Here is a 15175-nt window from a genome sequence, read left to right on the forward strand (position 1 = left end):
TCAGCAACCCGCGCACTCGCGTGACCGCAGTGTCGGTGTCACCGCGCCGGAACGAGACCGGGCTCCGCGCGCTCGAGCACGTCACTCGGCACCGCCAGCCCCGGCTGGAGGTCGGCCGAATCGATCGGCTCGCCCCAGACCTGGCGTACCGGCAGCACACCCGCCCACACCCCACCGTTGTCGATATCCGCCGGGTCGTCGCTGGGGCCACCGCTGCGGACTTTCACCGAGGCCTCGGTGAGATCGAGCGCCAGCACCATGGTCGCGGCCAGTTCCTTCTTGTTCGGCAACCGCACCCGCGACCAGGCGCCCGGCGCGGCGTGTTCGGTGATCACCTCGAGCGCGCGCATCCGCGCCCCGGCGTCGGTGACCTCGGTCGCGCGGCCGTGCACCACCGCCGAGCGGAAGTTCATCGAGAAGTGGAACGCCGAGCGGGCGTAGACGACGCCGTCGACCAGCGTGACCGCGACCGAGACATCCCCGGCCAAGGCCGCGCGCAAATTGCCCGCGCCGGTCGAACCGTGCAGGTAGAGGGTGTCGCCGTCGCGCCCGTAAATGGTGGGCAGCACCACCGGCGCACCACCGAGCAGCACGCCGAGGTGGCAGACCAGGCCCGCGTCGAGGACGGCGTCGAGGTCCGCGCGCTCGCTGCGCGCGCGTTCCTTGGATCGGGTCAGCGTGCTGCGCGGGGTCGGCGACAGCGGGGTCCGGGGATCGGCCGATTGCGTCATGAGACCAGCATCCAGTCCGGAGTGGCACTATGAAAGTGCCAATTCAAGCGAATTCTTACAGTCCATTTGTGAGGTGACCGGTGCTCGACGATCTCCCCCTCGACCTCGACCGCGCGCTGCCGGAGCCGCTGTCGGTGCAGGTCGCCGACGGCCTGCGCGCCGCGGCGAGTAATGGGCTGCTGCGCGGCGGCGACCGGTTGCCGTCGTCGCGCTCGCTGGCCGAGCGGCTCGGCGTCAGCCGCACCGTCGTGGCCGCCGCCTTCGATCAACTGCACGCCGAGGGCTGGATCAGCGGCAAGCGCGGTTCCGGCACCTACCTGACCACCGCACCGCCCGCCGCACCGCTGCGCGCACTCACGCCGGACGGTGTGGACGACGGTCCGGCACTGCTCGACCTGCAGCCCGGCGCACCGTGCGCCGATGCCATCGATCGACCCGCGTGGCGGCGGGCTTGGCGAGCCGCGGCCGACCTGTCGCCATTGGTGCGCAAGGACCGGGCGGGTGAGCCGGATTTCCGCGCGGCGATCGTCGACCATCTGCTGCGCCATCGCGGACTCGGTGCGGGCAGCGAAACGGTGGTGCTGGCGACGGCCGGAACCAGTTCCGCCGTAGGCGAACTCGCGGCGGCACTGCTGTCCCCCGGCGACGCCATCGCCATGGAGGACCCCGGATATCAGCGCGCCGCAGGGGCTTTCGCGGCGGCGGGGATCCAGGTCCGCCCGGTTCCGATCGATACCAATGGCCTCCGCGTCGATCTGCTGCCACCGGACATCAAAGCCGTGTATTGCACACCCGCCCACCAATTCCCGCTCGGCGCCCGGCTGCCCGCCGCGCGCCGGGTCGAACTCGTCGAGCACGCCCGCAGGCAGGGACTGCTCATCATCGAGGACGACTACGACGGCGAATTGCGCTACGACTCCGCGCCGCTGCCCCTGCTGGCCGCGATGGCGCCGGATGTGGTCGTGCATCTCGGCACCACCAGCAAGATCCTCTCGCCGAGCCTCGGCGTCGGCTGGCTGGTCGCCGGGCCGGCGATCGCCGATGCCGTTGTAGCGCATCGGAATAGGACCGGGACCAGTCCGAGCCCGGCGGGCCAGCAGGTGTTCGTCGCGCTCGCCGCGCACGGCGACCTGGCCAGGCACCTGCGCCGGCTGCGCCGCGAGTTGCCACCCCGGCGCGCCCTCATGGTGAGCGAGCTGCGCCGTCAGGGGCTCGAGGTCCTCGGCGACGACGCGGGCACGCACGTGGTGGTACCGCTCGCCTCGGCCGAGGCGGAGGAACGCGGCGTCGCCGCGGCCGCCGCCGAGGGCGTCGCGCTCGACCCGCTCGCCCGCTACCACCACAGCGCACGGCGGCACCACTTCGGCGTCACGCTCGGTTACACCGCGCTCTCCTGGCCCGACCTGGCCAGGGCGGTGCCGATCGCCGCCGCGTGCCTGGCGCGGCCGTAGCATAGTCCGCATGACCGAACAGGACGTTTTGGCCCGGATCAAGGCACTCGTCGACCAGGAGCACGAGCTCCGCGCCCAGGCCGCCAAGGGCGACCTGGACCCCAAGGACGAACGCAGGCAACTCGCCGAGCTCGAGGTGCTGCTGGACCAGGCGTGGGATCTGCTGCGGCACCGCCGGGCCCGGATCGACCAGGGCGAATCGCCGGACGACGCCGAACCGAGCTCTGCCGCTCAGGTCGAGGGCTACCTGCAATAACCGCCATGTCCAGTACACCTACCGAGTACGACGTCATCGTGATCGGTGGCGGTCCGGCAGGCGAGAACGCCGCCGATTACGCCATCGCCGGAAGCGACCGGACCGCCGCGATCGTGGAACGCGAACTCGTCGGCGGCGAATGCTCCTACTGGGCCTGCATTCCGAGCAAGGCCCTGCTGCGGCCCGGCCACGTGCTGGGCGCCGCCCGGGCGATGGACGGGATCTCAGCCACCGGCCTCGACGTGGAGGCGGTGCTGCGGCGGCGCGATTCCTTCGTCAGCGACCACGACGACACCTCGCAGGTGAAGTGGGCCGGTGACCATCGCATCGAGGTCGTCCGCGGCACCGGCAAGCTCGTCGGGGAGCGACTGGTCGAGGTAGACGGACGGGTGCTGCGCGCCCGGCACGCGGTGGTGCTGGCCACCGGCACCACCGCGAGCGTCCCGGACGTGCCGGGCCTGCGCGACGCGCTGCCGTGGATCTCGCGCGACGCCACCAACCTGCACGAGGTCCCAGGGCGCGTGGTGATCATCGGCGGCGGCGTCGTGGCGTGCGAGGCGGCGACCTGGCTGAACGCGCTCGGCGCGCAGGTCAGCATGGTCGTGCGCGGCGGTGCGGTGCTCGCGTCCGCCGAACCGTTCGCGGGTGAGCGCGTGGTCGCGGCGCTGACAGAGCGGGGTGTGCGGGTGCTGCTCGATACCTCTCCGACGAGCGTGCACCGGCCCGACGCCAAGGACACCGGCGAAGGCCGGATCCACGGCGGGCCGGTCACCGTGCGGGTACACGGCGCCCAGGGCGATACCGAACTCGAGGCCGACGAGATCATCGTGGCCGCCGGACGCGCGCCCGCCACCGGCGGTCTCGGCCTGGACTCAGTCGGGCTGAAGGAAGGCTATGTCCCGGTCGACGATCGGCTGACCGTGCGCGATGTAGACGGCGACTGGCTGTACTGCGTCGGCGATCTGAACCATCGTGCCGCGCTGACCCATATGGGTAAGTACCAGGCCAGGGTGTGCGGCGACGTGATCGCGGCCCGCGCGGAGGGCAGGCCGCTCGACGATCCCCGGTTCACCGCGAGCGCCGACCACGGGCAGGTTCCCCAGGTCGTGTACACGGCACCCGAGGTCGCCTCCGTCGGCCTGACCGAGGCCGCGGCCAGGGACGCGGGCCATGCGGTCGAGACCGTGGAACTCGACATCTCGGTGGCCGGTTCCGCGTTGGCGCGCAACGACTTCGCCGGCCACGCCAAGCTGGTCATCGATACCGCCACCGACACGCTGCTAGGCGCGACCTTCGTCGGCCCGGAGGCGGGCGAGCAGCTGCACGCGGCCACGATCGCGGTGGTCGGCAAGGTGCCGTTGGCAACCTTGTGGCACGCGGTGCCCGCGTTTCCCGCGGTGAGCGAGTTCTGGTTACGCCTGTTGGAGACACGGCGCGCGTAAGTACCATTGGCGAATGGTGGCATCGACAGATATCCAGACCGCCGACGGAGTCGTCCGGGGTCGTCGCGGCCGCCGCGTGTTGCGCTGGCGGTCCCTGCCCTACGCGGCCGCGCCGGTGGGCGACTTGCGTTTTCGGGCTCCGCGTCCGGTCACGCCGTGGACCGGGGTGCGGGAGAGCACCGAGTACGGGTTCGCCGCGATGCAGCATCGGGCCGGCGCGCGAATCGGGCCGCGCCGGTACCAGCCGACCAACGAGGACTCGCTGACACTCAATGTCACCGTGCCGGTGACACCGTCGGACCGGCCGCGGCCGGTGCTGGTGTTCATCCACGGCGGCGGCTATCTCACCGGCACGTCGGCGCTCGCGCTGTACTCCGGCGGGCGGCTCGCGGTGCGCGGGGATGCCGTGCTGGTATCGCTGAACTATCGGCTGGGCGCGTTCGGCTATGTCGATTTCGGTGAGTTCTCCACGCCGGGACACACTTTCGAGTCGAACCTCGGCCTGCGCGATCAGGTGGCCGCGCTGGAGTGGGTACGCACCAATATCGCCGCGTTCGGCGGCGATCCCGGCAACGTCACCATCTTCGGCGAATCCGCAGGCGCCCACGCGGTACTCAGCCTGCTCGCCACACCGTCCGCGAAAGGCCTGTTCCACCAGGCTATTTCGCAGAGCCCACCGGCCGACTGGGCCATGACCGCCGACGACGCACGCGTATTCGCCCGGCGCTGTGTCGAAACGCTCGGCGCGACCCCGGATCAGGCGGCCACCGCATTGCTCACCGCGAACGCCAACGACATCCGGCGCGCGGTCGACCGCACCAGCAATCGAGTCCTGCGCGAACGCCGCGGCCTGTTCCCGATTTCCCCGGTGGTCGACGGTGCCCTGCTACCGCAGGCGCCGATCGACGCGATCGTCGACGGCAATGCGCATCGGGTCCCGCTCATCATCGGCACGAACCGCGACGAAGGCACCCTGTTCGCCAAGTTCGCGGACTCACTGCCCACCACCCCCGAACGGCTGCGCGCCGCCATCGCCGACGAAGCCGCCGAATCCCGAATCGCCGCGGCCTATCCCGGCTATCCGGCGGCCAAGGCGGCCGTGCGCGCCGGTGGCGACTTCGTCTTCTGGCGCCCGTCGGTCACCGTCATGGCCGGCCACAGCAGGCACGCCCCCACCTACGCCTACCGCTACGACTTCGCCCCGCGCTCGATGCACCTCGCGGGTCTCGGCGCCACCCACGCCTCGGACCTGATTCCCGTCTTCGGCGGCGGCGACGCGGCATTCGGCCGCGCCCTCACTGCCGCCGGCGGCCGGCGCGGCCTGCACTCCGTCACCGCCCAATTCCAGGACAATTGGCTCGCGTTCGCGCGCACCGGCGCCCCGCTGCCCTCCTGGCCCGCCTACACCGAATCCCGCCGCACCACCCTGATCATCGATACCCCCACCCGTCTGGAACACGACCCGGACAAGGCCAAACGCCTTGCCTGGCAAGGCATCCGGGTGCCCACCCTGACCTGATCGCTACTTGAGCAGCCGGGACATCCGCCGGTCGGCGAGGATCTTGCCGCCGGTCTGACAGGTCGGGCAGTACTGGAAGGAACGCTCGGCGTAGGACACCTCGCGCACGGTGTCGCCGCACACCGGGCACGGCTGGCCGGTGCGAGCGTGAACCTGCATGCCGGAACGCTTTTCGCCCTTGAGACGGGCGGCGGCCTGGCCTGACGAACGCCGCACGGCATCGGTGAGCACCGCGCGCATGGCCGCGTACAGCTCGGGCCCATGGTTCGCCGCAAGGGTTTTCGTGTTGGCGAACGGGGAGACCTTGGCGGCGTGCAGGATCTCGTCGGAGTAGGCGTTGCCGATGCCGGCCAGCAGGGTCTGGTCGACTATCGCCGTCTTGATCCGCTGCGAGGTGCCGCGCAGGATCTCGATGAACTCGTCCTCGCTCACCTCGAGCGCGTCCGGGCCGAGCCGGGCGATGCCGGGCACCAGCTTCGGATCGTCGACGATGTAGACCGCGAGCCGCTTCTTGGTGCCGGCCTCGGTGAGATCGAAGGCGGGCGTCGCACCCTCCGGGGTGAAGAAGTGCACGCGCAGCGCCAGCGGACTCTTGCCGCCCGGCTTCGGCGGCGTCTGGCTCGGCTCGTCGATCCAGCGCAGCCAGCCACCCCGGGACAGGTGCGTGATCAGCCACAATCCGCCGCAGTCCAGGCCGAGAAACTTTCCCCAGCGTCCGGCCCCGGTCACATCCCGGCCGGACAGCGCGGTCACCGGCGGCTCGAACGTCTTCACCGCGCTGAGCGCCGCCACATCCACGCGCCCGACCACCGCGCCGACCGCGTGTTCCCGCAGGAACTGCGCCAGCGCCTCCACCTCAGGTAGTTCGGGCACAAGGTCAGGTTACCGGCGATCACCGACAAGAACAGGACAGTCAGCCCCGACTGAGCAGATAGATGTCCATGATCCAGCCCTTTTCGGCGCGCAGCCGGGCGCGGCGCTCGACGATCTCTTGTTCCACCTCGCGCAGCGGGCCTTCGATCAGCGTCTCATCCGGCATGCCGAGGTAGGCGCCCCACCAGATGTGCACGTCCGCGCCCGGCACCTCGGTGAACGAGCAGTCACCGTCCAGCATCACCACCGCGGAGCCCGCCAGCCCCTCCTCGCGCAGCCGCCTGCCGGTGGTGATGTGCACCGGCTCGCCGATCCGGTGCAGCACCATGCGATGGCGCGCGGCCAGCGCCTGCACGCTGGTGACGCCCGGAATCACCGCGTACTCGAAGTGCGTGGTGCCGCGCGCGAGCACCCGTTCGATCATCCGCAACGTGCTGTCGTACAGCGCCGGATCACCCCACACCAGAATCCCGCCGACCCCATCCACCTGCGCGAACGCGTCTTCCAGCAGTGCGGAGCGCCGCTCGTGCCAGTCCTCGACAACGCCCTGATAATCCGCGGGCGTCCGATCGCGCGGCGGGTCGGCGATCTCCACGATCCGATACGGCCGATCCACGTGCTCGGCCAGGATCGCGGTCCGCACCTCGATCAGCTCGCGCTTCTCGGCGCCCTTGCCGATGACGAAGAACACCTCGACCTGCCGCATCGCCTTGATCGCCTGCACCGTCACCTGGTCGGGGTCACCCGCGCCGATGCCGATCACATAGAGCTTGCGCATGCGCCGAGTTTGGCAGGCGCCGCGCCGACTAGAGTTGGCAGGCGTGACCGATACCCAGTACGAGGATCTGCTCCGGCTGGTGCTGGAGTCCGGCACGACGAAGGCGGACCGCACCGGCACCGGCACCCGCAGCATCTTCGGACATCAGCTGCGCTACGACCTTTCGGCGGGCTTCCCGCTGATCACCACCAAAAAGGTGCATCTGAAATCGATCGTCTACGAGTTGCTCTGGTTCCTGCGCGGCGACTCCAACGCGAAGTGGCTGCAGGAGCACGGCGTCTCGATCTGGGACGAATGGGCCGACGCGGACGGCGAGCTCGGCCCGGTCTACGGCGTGCAGTGGCGGTCCTGGCCGACGCCGGACGGCCTGCACATCGACCAGATCTCCGAGGTGCTGCACACCCTGCGCACCAACCCGGACTCGCGGCGCATGCTCGTGTCCGCCTGGAACGTCGCCGAGCTGGACAAGATGGCGCTCGCGCCGTGCCACGCGTTCTTCCAGTTCTATGTGGCCGACGGCAAGCTGTCCTGCCAGCTGTACCAGCGCAGCGCCGACCTGTTCCTCGGCGTGCCGTTCAATATCGCCAGCTACGCGCTGCTCACCCAGATGGTCGCGCAGCAGACCGAACTGGGGCTCGGCGAATTCATCTGGACCGGCGGCGACTGCCACATCTACGACAACCACGTCGAGCAGGTCACCGAACAGCTCACCCGCGACCCGTTCCCGTTCCCGACGCTGAAGCTGCGCCCGGCGACGTCATTGTTCGACTACGTCTACGAGGACGTGGAAGTCGTTGACTACCAACATCATCCGGCGATAAAGGCCCCGGTGGCGGTGTGAGCGAGCGCACCGGGCCGCGCGGAAGGGCGCAGCCGTGACGCGCACGATCGGACTGATCTGGGCGCAGACACCCGACGGCGTGATCGGCGCCGGCAACACGATCCCGTGGCGGGTGCCCGAGGACATGGCGAACTTCAAGTCGGCCACCATGGGACATCCGGTGGTAATGGGCCGACGCACATGGGATTCGCTGCCGCCGAGGTTTCGTCCGCTGGCCGGACGCCGCAACATCGTGGTGACCAGACAGCCGGACTGGGCGGCCGAGGGCGCCGAACGCGCCGGGTCGCTGACCGAGGCACTGGCACTGAGCGACCCGGAGACCGTGTGGATCGCCGGTGGCGGTGAAATCTACCGCGCCGCGCTGGATTTCGCCACCGACCTGCTCGTCACCGAGGTCGACACCGACGTCGCGGGCGACGCGTACGCTCCCCTCATCGGACCCGAGTGGGCAGCCGACGAGAGCGCGCGATGGCAGGAATCGACCACCGGTCTGCGGTATCGGATCCGGCGCTACACCCGCCGCTAATCCGACTAGTCGGCAAACTCCCCGCATCGATCATCGCGGCGGCACAACACCGTTCGATCACAGAACGCCACGGCCACGCAAACCCGACTCGAGACCGAGCACGGTCGGGCATACTCCTGGATAAGTGGGGCCGGGCCTGCGTCCGTCCGGACTCCCGAGCCGGTGCGACCAGCCCTCGTACCGGCTGTTGTCATTTGCGAAAGGCGGTCCATGGACAAGAAATCGCTGACTGCGGTTGCTCGACAACAGCTCAAGATCGCGAGCACCGCCACCAGCGGGCGGAGCTCGCAAACCATCTACGGTGGGCACGCGAATTCACTGCGGCAGACCGTGGTCGGGCTCAGCGCGGGCCAGAGCCTGGCCGAGCACGACAACGCGGGCGAGGCCACGCTGCTGGTGCTCAGCGGCACGCTCACCCTGATCAGCGGCAGTAACGAATGGAAGGGTTCGACGGGCGATCTGCTCGTGGTGCCCAAGGCGCGGCACAGCGTGATGGCCGTGGACGATGTGGCCTTCCTGCTGACGGTCGCCAAGTAGTAGCCGCGGTGCCCGTGCCGCCTGGCCGGGGTGTCGGTGCCGGGCACTAGGCTGAAGATCATGAGTGAGCCGCAGCCGATTCTCGATCCGCTCACCCCGGCCGCGATCTTCCTTGTCGCCACCATCGACGAGGGCGGCGAGGCGGTTGTCCGGGACACCCTCGCCGACGTGCAGGGCCTGCGCCGCTCGGTCGGCTTCCGGATTCCCGGCGCCGGCCTCAACTGCGTCACCTCGATCGGCTCCGCGGCCTGGGACCGGCTCTTCGCCGGACCACGGCCGGCCGAACTGCACGACTTCCCCGGCTTCGTCGGCAAACACCACCGGGCCCCGGCGACGCCGGGCGATCTGCTGTTCCACATCCGGGCGGAAAACCAGGACGCGTGCTTCGAGCTGGCCATGACCCTCGGCGACCGGCTGGCCGGCGCGGCCACGATCATCGACGAGACTGTCGGGTTCCGCTACTTCGAACAGCGCGACCTGCTCGGCTTCGTCGACGGCACGGAGAATCCGGAGGGTCAGGGCGCCTACGCCGCCGCACTCGTCGGCGACGAGGACCCGGACTTCCGCGGCGGCAGCTACGTCATCGTGCAGAAGTACCTGCATCCGATGGCGGAGTGGCGCGCGCTCTCGGTCGAGGAGCAGGAGAAGGTGATCGGACGCACCAAGCTCGACGATTTCGAGCTGTCCGACGCCGACAAGCCTGCCGACTCGCATGTCGCGGTGAACACCATCGTCGACGCCGACGGCACCGAACGCGAGATCCTGCGCGCCAATATGCCGTTCGGCAGCGTCAAGGACGGCGAATTCGGCACGTACTACGTCGCTTACGCGGCGACCCCGAGCGTCACCGAACTGATGCTCACCCGCATGTTCGTCGGCACCGAAGAGGCCGCCTACGACCGCATCCTGGACTTCTCCATCGCGGTCACCGGCACCTCGTTCTTCGCGCCGTCGCTCGACTTCTTCGATGAACTTCCCCCGCCGCCGGACGAGGCCATAGCGGCAGCAGACGTGCAGCCCAACGACATCGGGTCGGGCTCACTCGGTATCGGCACGTTGAAAAGGAGCACGCAGGCATGAACAACCTCTATCGCGAACTCGCGCCGATCACCGCCGAGGCATGGTCGGCCATCGAGGAAGAGGCGACGCGCACCTTCAAGCGGCACATCGCCGGGCGCCGCGTCGTCGACCTGTCCGGCCCGCACGGCCTGGACTACTCCGCGGTCGGCACCGGGCACACCACCCCGATCGCCGCGCCCGACGAGGGCGTGCAGGCCCGGCAGCGGGTGGTCGCGCCGCTGGTCGAGCTGCGGGTGCCGTTCCGGCTCTCGCGCGAGGAGCTGGACAACGTCGAACGCGGCGCGATGGACCCCGACCTGGACGCGGTGAAGGACGCCGCGAAGAAGATCGCGTTCGCCGAGGACCGGGCCATCTTCGAGGGCTACCCGGCCGCGAACATCACCGGCATCCGGGCGAGTTCGACCAATCAGGCGATCGCGTTGCCGAGCGATCCGCGGCTGGTGCCGGAGTCGGTCACCCAGGCGCTCACCGCGCTGCGCCTGGCCGGCGTCGACGGGCCGTACTCGGTGCTGCTCAGCGCGGAGCTGTTCACGGCGGTCAGCGAGACCTCCGATCACGGGCACCCGATCCGCACGCACATCGAACGGCTCATCCCGGACGGCGAGATCATCTGGGCGCCCGCCATCGACGGCGCGTTCGTGCTGACCTGCCGTGGCGGCGACTACGACCTGCGGATCGGTCAGGACCTGTCGATCGGCTACCTGTCGCACGACGCCGAGTCGGTCGAGCTGTATTTCCAGCAGAGCCTGACGTTCCTGGTCTACACCGCCGAGGCCGCGGTAGCCCTGGAGGCCTGATCTGCGGGGCGGGCGGACGGTAGTGTGTGCCGCACAGTGAGTAGGTGAGATGACGATGGTGCGGGCGGGTGTGGTACCGACTCGGCGGGCGGCGCTGTACAGCTCCCTCGGGATCCTGGTGACCGTGGCGCTGTGCGCGGGAGTCGTCGCGTTGTTCGGCGTGAACCGGGTGTTCACCGGTTTGTTGGCCGGCGCGGTCGCCGGCGTCGCCGTCGTCGCGGCACTGTTCGCCAGGGATGCCGTCGTGCTCACCGAGCGGACTATCTACCGGCGCACGCCGTGGACCGAATCCAGCGTGGACTGGGACCGGGTGGTCGCCGGCCGATTCACCCTGGACGAACGATCCCGCTGGTCGCTGGCGCTGGATCTATCCGGCGGGGACGAGGAACACGGTGAGTTGGTGCTGCTGTCCATCCCGCCCGTGCTCCGCCCGGTCTCCGGCGCCTACGACCTGCGTAAACGGGAACAGGTCACCGAGATCCGGGCGCTGTTGCGGCGCAAGCGGATTCCGGTCACCGTGCTTCCCGAGATCGCCGGCGCCTTGCAGCAGCACTGGGAGATCGCGCCGCCTACCCGCTGACCAGGTACCCAATCGGCGGGTTTGGCGATACGTTGGCAAGTGTGTCGATGACGAAGGGCGCCAACATCGCGGTGCCGCAGTCCGCCGTCCGGATCGAGCTGGGCTGGCAGAGCGGGCCCGGGGTGCCCGACGCCGACGCCTCGGCGCTGCTCTTGGTGGCGGGCAAGGTGCGCGGCGACAACGACTTCGTCTTCTACAACCAGCCCGTGCATCCGTCCGGCGCGGTCCGCCACGAGGGTAAGCAGCAGGGCCCGACCGTGCTCGACGTGCTGTCGGCGAACCTGAGCCAGGTCGAACCGCAGATCGAGACCATCGTGATCGCGGCCTCCGCGGACGGCGGCACCTTCGGTCAATTCCATGGGCTCTACGTGCGTCTGGTGGATCCCGGCACCGGCGCCGAGGTGGCCCGGTTCGACAGCGCCGGCGCGACCACCGAGACCGCGTTCGTGCTCGGCGAACTCTATCGCCGCCAGGGCGGGTGGAAGTTCCGCGCGATCGGGCAGGGCTACGCCTCCGGATTGGCCGGTCTGGCCACCGATTACGGCATCTCGGTCGACGACGCACCGGCACCGGCCGCGCCGCCGCACCAGTTCACCCCGCCACCGCCGCCCGTCGCGCCGCCGCATCAGTTCACCGCGCCGCCGCCACCGGTCGCGCCGATGCCCGAATACGCCCCGCCGCAACCACAATTCCCACCGCCGCGGCAGCCGCCTGCCGGATACCCGCCGCCGCCCGGCACTTACGGTGCACCGCCGCCGAACATGGCTCCCCCGCAGCAGTTTTCACCGCCGCCGGGGGCACCGGTCAACCTGGCCAAGATCTCACTGACCAAAGCGGCCCCCTCCATCTCGCTGACCAAGCAGGGTGCGACCGGCGGCATCATGCGGATCAACCTGAACTGGACCGGCACCGCCGCGCCCGCCCCACGCAAGTTCGGCAAGCGCAAGGGCGCGGGCGGTCTCGATCTGGACCTGTGCTGCTTCTGGGAGATGACCGACGGGACGAAGGGCTCGATCGGCCCGCTCGACAGCTTCGGCTCGCTGCGCAAGGCGCCGTTCATCCAGCTCGATCAGGACGACCGGACCGGCGCCGTCGCCGCGGGTGAGAACCTCGACATCAACCTCGATCACACCGCGAAGTTCCGCCGCATCCTGGTGTTCGCCTCGCTGTACGCGGGCGCGGACGACTTTCGCGGCGTGCACGCGACGGCCACGCTGTATCCGATCGGCTCGCCGCCGATCGAGATGCTGGTCGACGGATGCACCGACAACTCGCGCGAGATGGTGCTCGCGTTGATCGAGAACATCAACGGGGAGTTCGTCGTTCATCGTCAAGGCATCTTCATCCGGCCGCCGGCCGGTCGGCCGCTGTGGGGCAAGAAGGAAGTCGACCAGGCGTACGGGTGGGGCCTCAAGTGGGGACGCAGCGCCGGAAAGTAAGGCTTACGCCGGGTCGAGTTGATCGAGCACGCGCTGCGCGTCGTCGCGCAGCGCGTTCAGGTCTCCCGGCCAGCCGAGCACACGCAGCGCGGCCTCGGGGATCGTCCGCTCCGCGTCCGCGGGCGCGTTGCCCTCGTCCGAGCGCATGCTGATCACCATCTCCACCAGCCGGAACGGCAACGCCTCGGCCCCGACGATGCCCGCGCCGCCGGCCTCGGAAAGCACCGCCGCGGCCGAACTCTCGTAGTGTTCGCGCAATTGGTCACGCCGCAGCCGGAACGTGGCGAACCGCTCGGTGCGCAGCTCCGGAAGCAGGTACAGCGCGCCGAGATTCCAGCGCGCGGCACAGAGTTGCCGGACGTCGAACAGCGCCAGTGCGTAAAGACGGGTTGGCGCAGGCACCGGCACGTTCCCCAGTCGCTCGGCGAGTTCCAGTGGGGCAGCTATGGTTTCGGCAAGCAGCGCATCGAGGATGTCATCCTTGGCGGCGAAGTGGTGATAGAGCGATGCCTGACGGATGCCGACCGCGTCGGCTACCACACGGGTGGAGGTGTTCGCGTAGCCATTGGTGGTGAACAGCTCCCCCGCGGCGTCCAAGATCTCGGCGCGCGGCGTCTGGCCGCGACGGCGTCGCTGCTCCACACGAGGACGGCCGGGGCCGAGGTTTGCCACAGGTTCATTCTGGCAGGTCTGCACCGGACCGACCCGAGACGCCCGGTCGCCCGGTAGCTGGTGAGAGGTTTCTGTCACCCGATAGAAATCTCGGCAACGCAGAAGTTACCGGAGTTACCGCAAGCGATACACACGGGTCACCGAAAGCGCGATCGCCGACGCAAAACTGTCATCTGATAGGTATTGGCCGCTCGCCGAAGGACCCTCATGGCCACAACATTCGCCCCCGCCCCTCCGCCCGACACCAGCCGCGACGGCGCCGACCTGGCCCGATTCGGCTACGAACCGGTGCTGCATCGCAAACTCGGCCGCTACGCCTCGTTCGCCGCCGGCTTCTCGTTCGTCTCCATCCTCACCACGATCTTCCAGTTCTTCGGCTTCGGCTATTCGTTCGGCGGCGCCGCGTTCTTCTGGACCTGGCCGATCGTGTTCGCCGGGCAGTTCCTCGTCGCATTGAATTTCGCCGAACTGGCGGCGCGCTACCCGATCTCGGGCTGCATCTACCAGTGGTCGCGCCGGCTCGGCGGCGAGCTCATCGGCTGGTTCGCGGGGTGGATGATGGTCATCGCGCAGATCGTCACCGCCGCGGCGGCTGCGATCGCGTTGCAGGTGGTGCTGCCGTCGATCTGGAGCGGCTTCCAGATCGTCGGCGACGACACCGCGCTCACCTCGTCCTCCGGCGCGACCAACGCGGTGCTGCTGGGCAGCATCCTGCTGGCGGTCACCACGGTGATCAACGTGATCGGCATCGACCTGATGTCGCGGATCAACTCGATCGGCGTCACCGTGGAGATCGTCGGCGTGCTCGCGATCATCGGCCTGTTCTTCACCCACACCGAGCGCGGGCCCGGCGTGGTGGTGCAGACCGATCAGGCCGTGCCCGGTTCGTATTGGGCCGCGTTCCTGGTGTCGGGCTTGATGGCCGCCTATGTCATGGTCGGATTCGATTCCGCCGGTGAGCTTTCCGAGGAGACGAAGAATCCGCGCCGGGTCGCCCCGCGCACCATCCTGACCGCACTCGCGGTGTCCGCGCTCGGCGGCGGGCTGCTGCTGATCGGCGCGCTGATGGCCGCGCCGAGCCTGTCCGACGGCTCGCTGGCCACCGAGGGCCTGGCCTACGTGCTCACCTCGAAGCTGGACAGCCCGGCGGGCACCGTGCTGCTCAGCTGTGTCGCCATCGCGATCACGGTGTGCACCTTGGCCATCCAGACGGCCGGCTCGCGGCTCATGTTCTCCATGGCGCGCGACGGCAAGTTGCCGTTCGCCCGGCGGCTCGCCGCCGTGCACCCGCGCTTCGGCACCCCGGTGCTGCCCGCGGTCATCATCGGCGTGCTCGGTATCGGCCTGCTCGTGCTGAATCTCGGCAATGCCGCGATCTTCGCGACCCTGGCCAGCGTCTGCATCGTGACGCTGTACCTGGCGTATCTGCTGGTCACCGTCCCGCTGCTGGTGCGGCGGATCAAAGGCATGCCCGCGGACGAAGGCGCCGAGACCGGGCTGTTCAGCCTGGGGCGCTTGGGCATTCCGGTGAACACGCTAGCCGTGCTGTGGGGCATCGCGATGGCGGTGAACCTGGCCTGGCCGCGCGCCGAGGTCTACACGCCGAACGGCGGCGGCTGGTGGATGCTCTGGGCCGCACCGCTGTTCGTGCTG

At 69.4% G+C, this 15175-nt stretch carries 15 protein-coding genes and 1 pseudogene; 12 read left to right on the top strand and 4 right to left on the bottom strand.

Going from position 1 to position 15175, the window contains the following annotated elements; genetic code table 11:
- Positions 1-38: 38 nt before the first annotated feature.
- Positions 39-731: a pyridoxamine 5'-phosphate oxidase family protein gene (locus ACFYO1_RS19865; RefSeq protein WP_387232817.1), complete on the bottom strand. Its 693-nt coding sequence runs from the start codon at positions 729-731 to the stop codon at positions 39-41.
- Between the two features lie 80 nt (positions 732-811).
- On the opposite strand from ACFYO1_RS19865, the gene ACFYO1_RS19870 reads away from it, so the two are divergent.
- The 4 genes from ACFYO1_RS19870 to ACFYO1_RS19885 are packed head-to-tail and all read left to right on the top strand — an operon-like array spanning position 812 to position 5399.
- Positions 812-2182, top strand: coding sequence for a PLP-dependent aminotransferase family protein (locus ACFYO1_RS19870; RefSeq protein ID WP_387232820.1), 1371 nt, complete (start codon positions 812-814; stop codon positions 2180-2182).
- Positions 2183-2192: 10 nt separating this feature from the next.
- A complete protein-coding gene (locus ACFYO1_RS19875; protein WP_387232824.1) occupies positions 2193-2438 on the top strand; it encodes a DUF2630 family protein in 246 nt (81 codons plus the stop codon).
- Positions 2435-3880 (top strand): dihydrolipoyl dehydrogenase family protein, encoded by a 1446-nt coding sequence (locus ACFYO1_RS19880; RefSeq protein WP_387235237.1) that lies wholly within the window; start codon positions 2435-2437, stop codon positions 3878-3880. The genes ACFYO1_RS19875 and ACFYO1_RS19880 overlap by 4 nt, the downstream gene beginning before the upstream one ends.
- Positions 3881-3893: 13 nt before the next feature.
- Positions 3894-5399 carry a carboxylesterase/lipase family protein gene (locus ACFYO1_RS19885; RefSeq protein ID WP_387232827.1) on the top strand — a complete coding sequence of 502 codons (1506 nt, stop codon included), beginning with the start codon at positions 3894-3896 and terminating at the stop codon, positions 5397-5399.
- Positions 5400-5402: 3 nt separating this feature from the next.
- On the opposite strand, the gene ACFYO1_RS19890 is transcribed toward ACFYO1_RS19885, so the two are convergent.
- Positions 5403-6272 carry an Fpg/Nei family DNA glycosylase gene (locus tag ACFYO1_RS19890; RefSeq protein ID WP_387232830.1) on the bottom strand — a complete coding sequence of 290 codons (870 nt, stop codon included), beginning with the start codon at positions 6270-6272 and terminating at the stop codon, positions 5403-5405.
- A gap of 40 nt (positions 6273-6312) precedes the next feature.
- Positions 6313-7050 carry a precorrin-6A synthase (deacetylating) gene (gene cobF / locus ACFYO1_RS19895; RefSeq protein ID WP_387232833.1) on the bottom strand — a complete coding sequence of 246 codons (738 nt, stop codon included), beginning with the start codon at positions 7048-7050 and terminating at the stop codon, positions 6313-6315.
- Between the two features lie 43 nt (positions 7051-7093).
- On the opposite strand from cobF, the gene ACFYO1_RS19900 reads away from it, so the two are divergent.
- The 7 genes from ACFYO1_RS19900 to ACFYO1_RS19930 all read left to right on the top strand — a co-directional run bounded on the left by ACFYO1_RS19900 (position 7094) and on the right by ACFYO1_RS19930 (position 12850).
- Positions 7094-7891, top strand: a complete 798-nt coding sequence (locus tag ACFYO1_RS19900) for a thymidylate synthase (RefSeq protein ID WP_387232836.1) — start codon at positions 7094-7096, stop codon at positions 7889-7891.
- Between the two features lie 34 nt (positions 7892-7925).
- Positions 7926-8417, top strand: a complete 492-nt coding sequence (locus ACFYO1_RS19905; RefSeq protein ID WP_387232839.1) for a dihydrofolate reductase — start codon at positions 7926-7928, stop codon at positions 8415-8417.
- A 210-nt stretch (positions 8418-8627) separates the two neighbouring features.
- On the top strand, positions 8628-8954 hold the full coding sequence (locus ACFYO1_RS19910) for a cupin domain-containing protein (RefSeq protein ID WP_150401995.1): 327 nt from the start codon (positions 8628-8630) through the stop codon (positions 8952-8954).
- A 60-nt stretch (positions 8955-9014) separates the two neighbouring features.
- Entirely contained in the window at positions 9015-10034 is a 1020-nt protein-coding gene (locus ACFYO1_RS19915) for a Dyp-type peroxidase (RefSeq protein WP_387232842.1), read from the top strand.
- Positions 10031-10831, top strand: a complete 801-nt coding sequence (locus tag ACFYO1_RS19920) for a family 1 encapsulin nanocompartment shell protein (RefSeq protein ID WP_387232845.1) — start codon at positions 10031-10033, stop codon at positions 10829-10831. The genes ACFYO1_RS19915 and ACFYO1_RS19920 overlap by 4 nt, the downstream gene beginning before the upstream one ends.
- 49 nt (positions 10832-10880) lie before the next feature.
- Positions 10881-11411 carry a hypothetical protein gene (locus ACFYO1_RS19925; RefSeq protein WP_387232847.1) on the top strand — a complete coding sequence of 177 codons (531 nt, stop codon included), beginning with the start codon at positions 10881-10883 and terminating at the stop codon, positions 11409-11411.
- Between the two features lie 47 nt (positions 11412-11458).
- Positions 11459-12850 (top strand): TerD family protein, encoded by a 1392-nt coding sequence (locus ACFYO1_RS19930; RefSeq protein ID WP_387235240.1) that lies wholly within the window; start codon positions 11459-11461, stop codon positions 12848-12850.
- A 3-nt stretch (positions 12851-12853) separates the two neighbouring features.
- Here ACFYO1_RS19930 and ACFYO1_RS19935 read toward each other — a convergent pair whose 3' ends face one another.
- Positions 12854-13522, bottom strand: a complete 669-nt coding sequence (locus tag ACFYO1_RS19935) for a TetR/AcrR family transcriptional regulator (RefSeq protein WP_387232850.1) — start codon at positions 13520-13522, stop codon at positions 12854-12856.
- A 207-nt stretch (positions 13523-13729) separates the two neighbouring features.
- Here ACFYO1_RS19935 and ACFYO1_RS19940 point away from each other — a divergent pair.
- Positions 13730-15142, top strand: a pseudogene (locus ACFYO1_RS19940) (amino acid permease); the annotation flags it as partial.
- Positions 15143-15175: the final 33 nt, after the last annotated feature.

Origin of the sequence: Nocardia sp. NPDC006044 (assembly GCF_042871115.1) — a bacterium.
GTDB lineage: Bacteria > Actinomycetota > Actinomycetes > Mycobacteriales > Mycobacteriaceae > Nocardia.

Excerpts from the sequence above, each read along its gene's own strand:
- ACFYO1_RS19865 (WP_387232817.1), bottom strand. The coding sequence starts at position 731 with ATGACGCAATCGGCCGATCCCCGGACCCCGCTGTCGCCGACCCCGCGC.
- ACFYO1_RS19875 (WP_387232824.1), top strand. The coding sequence starts at position 2,193 with ATGACCGAACAGGACGTTTTGGCCCGGATCAAGGCACTCGTCGACCAG.
- ACFYO1_RS19885 (WP_387232827.1), top strand. The coding sequence starts at position 3,894 with ATGGTGGCATCGACAGATATCCAGACCGCCGACGGAGTCGTCCGGGGT.
- cobF (WP_387232833.1), bottom strand. The coding sequence starts at position 7,050 with ATGCGCAAGCTCTATGTGATCGGCATCGGCGCGGGTGACCCCGACCAG.
- ACFYO1_RS19910 (WP_150401995.1), top strand. The coding sequence starts at position 8,628 with ATGGACAAGAAATCGCTGACTGCGGTTGCTCGACAACAGCTCAAGATC.
- ACFYO1_RS19915 (WP_387232842.1), top strand. The coding sequence starts at position 9,015 with ATGAGTGAGCCGCAGCCGATTCTCGATCCGCTCACCCCGGCCGCGATC.
- ACFYO1_RS19920 (WP_387232845.1), top strand. The coding sequence starts at position 10,031 with ATGAACAACCTCTATCGCGAACTCGCGCCGATCACCGCCGAGGCATGG.
- ACFYO1_RS19925 (WP_387232847.1), top strand. The coding sequence starts at position 10,881 with ATGACGATGGTGCGGGCGGGTGTGGTACCGACTCGGCGGGCGGCGCTG.
- ACFYO1_RS19930 (WP_387235240.1), top strand. The coding sequence starts at position 11,459 with ATGACGAAGGGCGCCAACATCGCGGTGCCGCAGTCCGCCGTCCGGATC.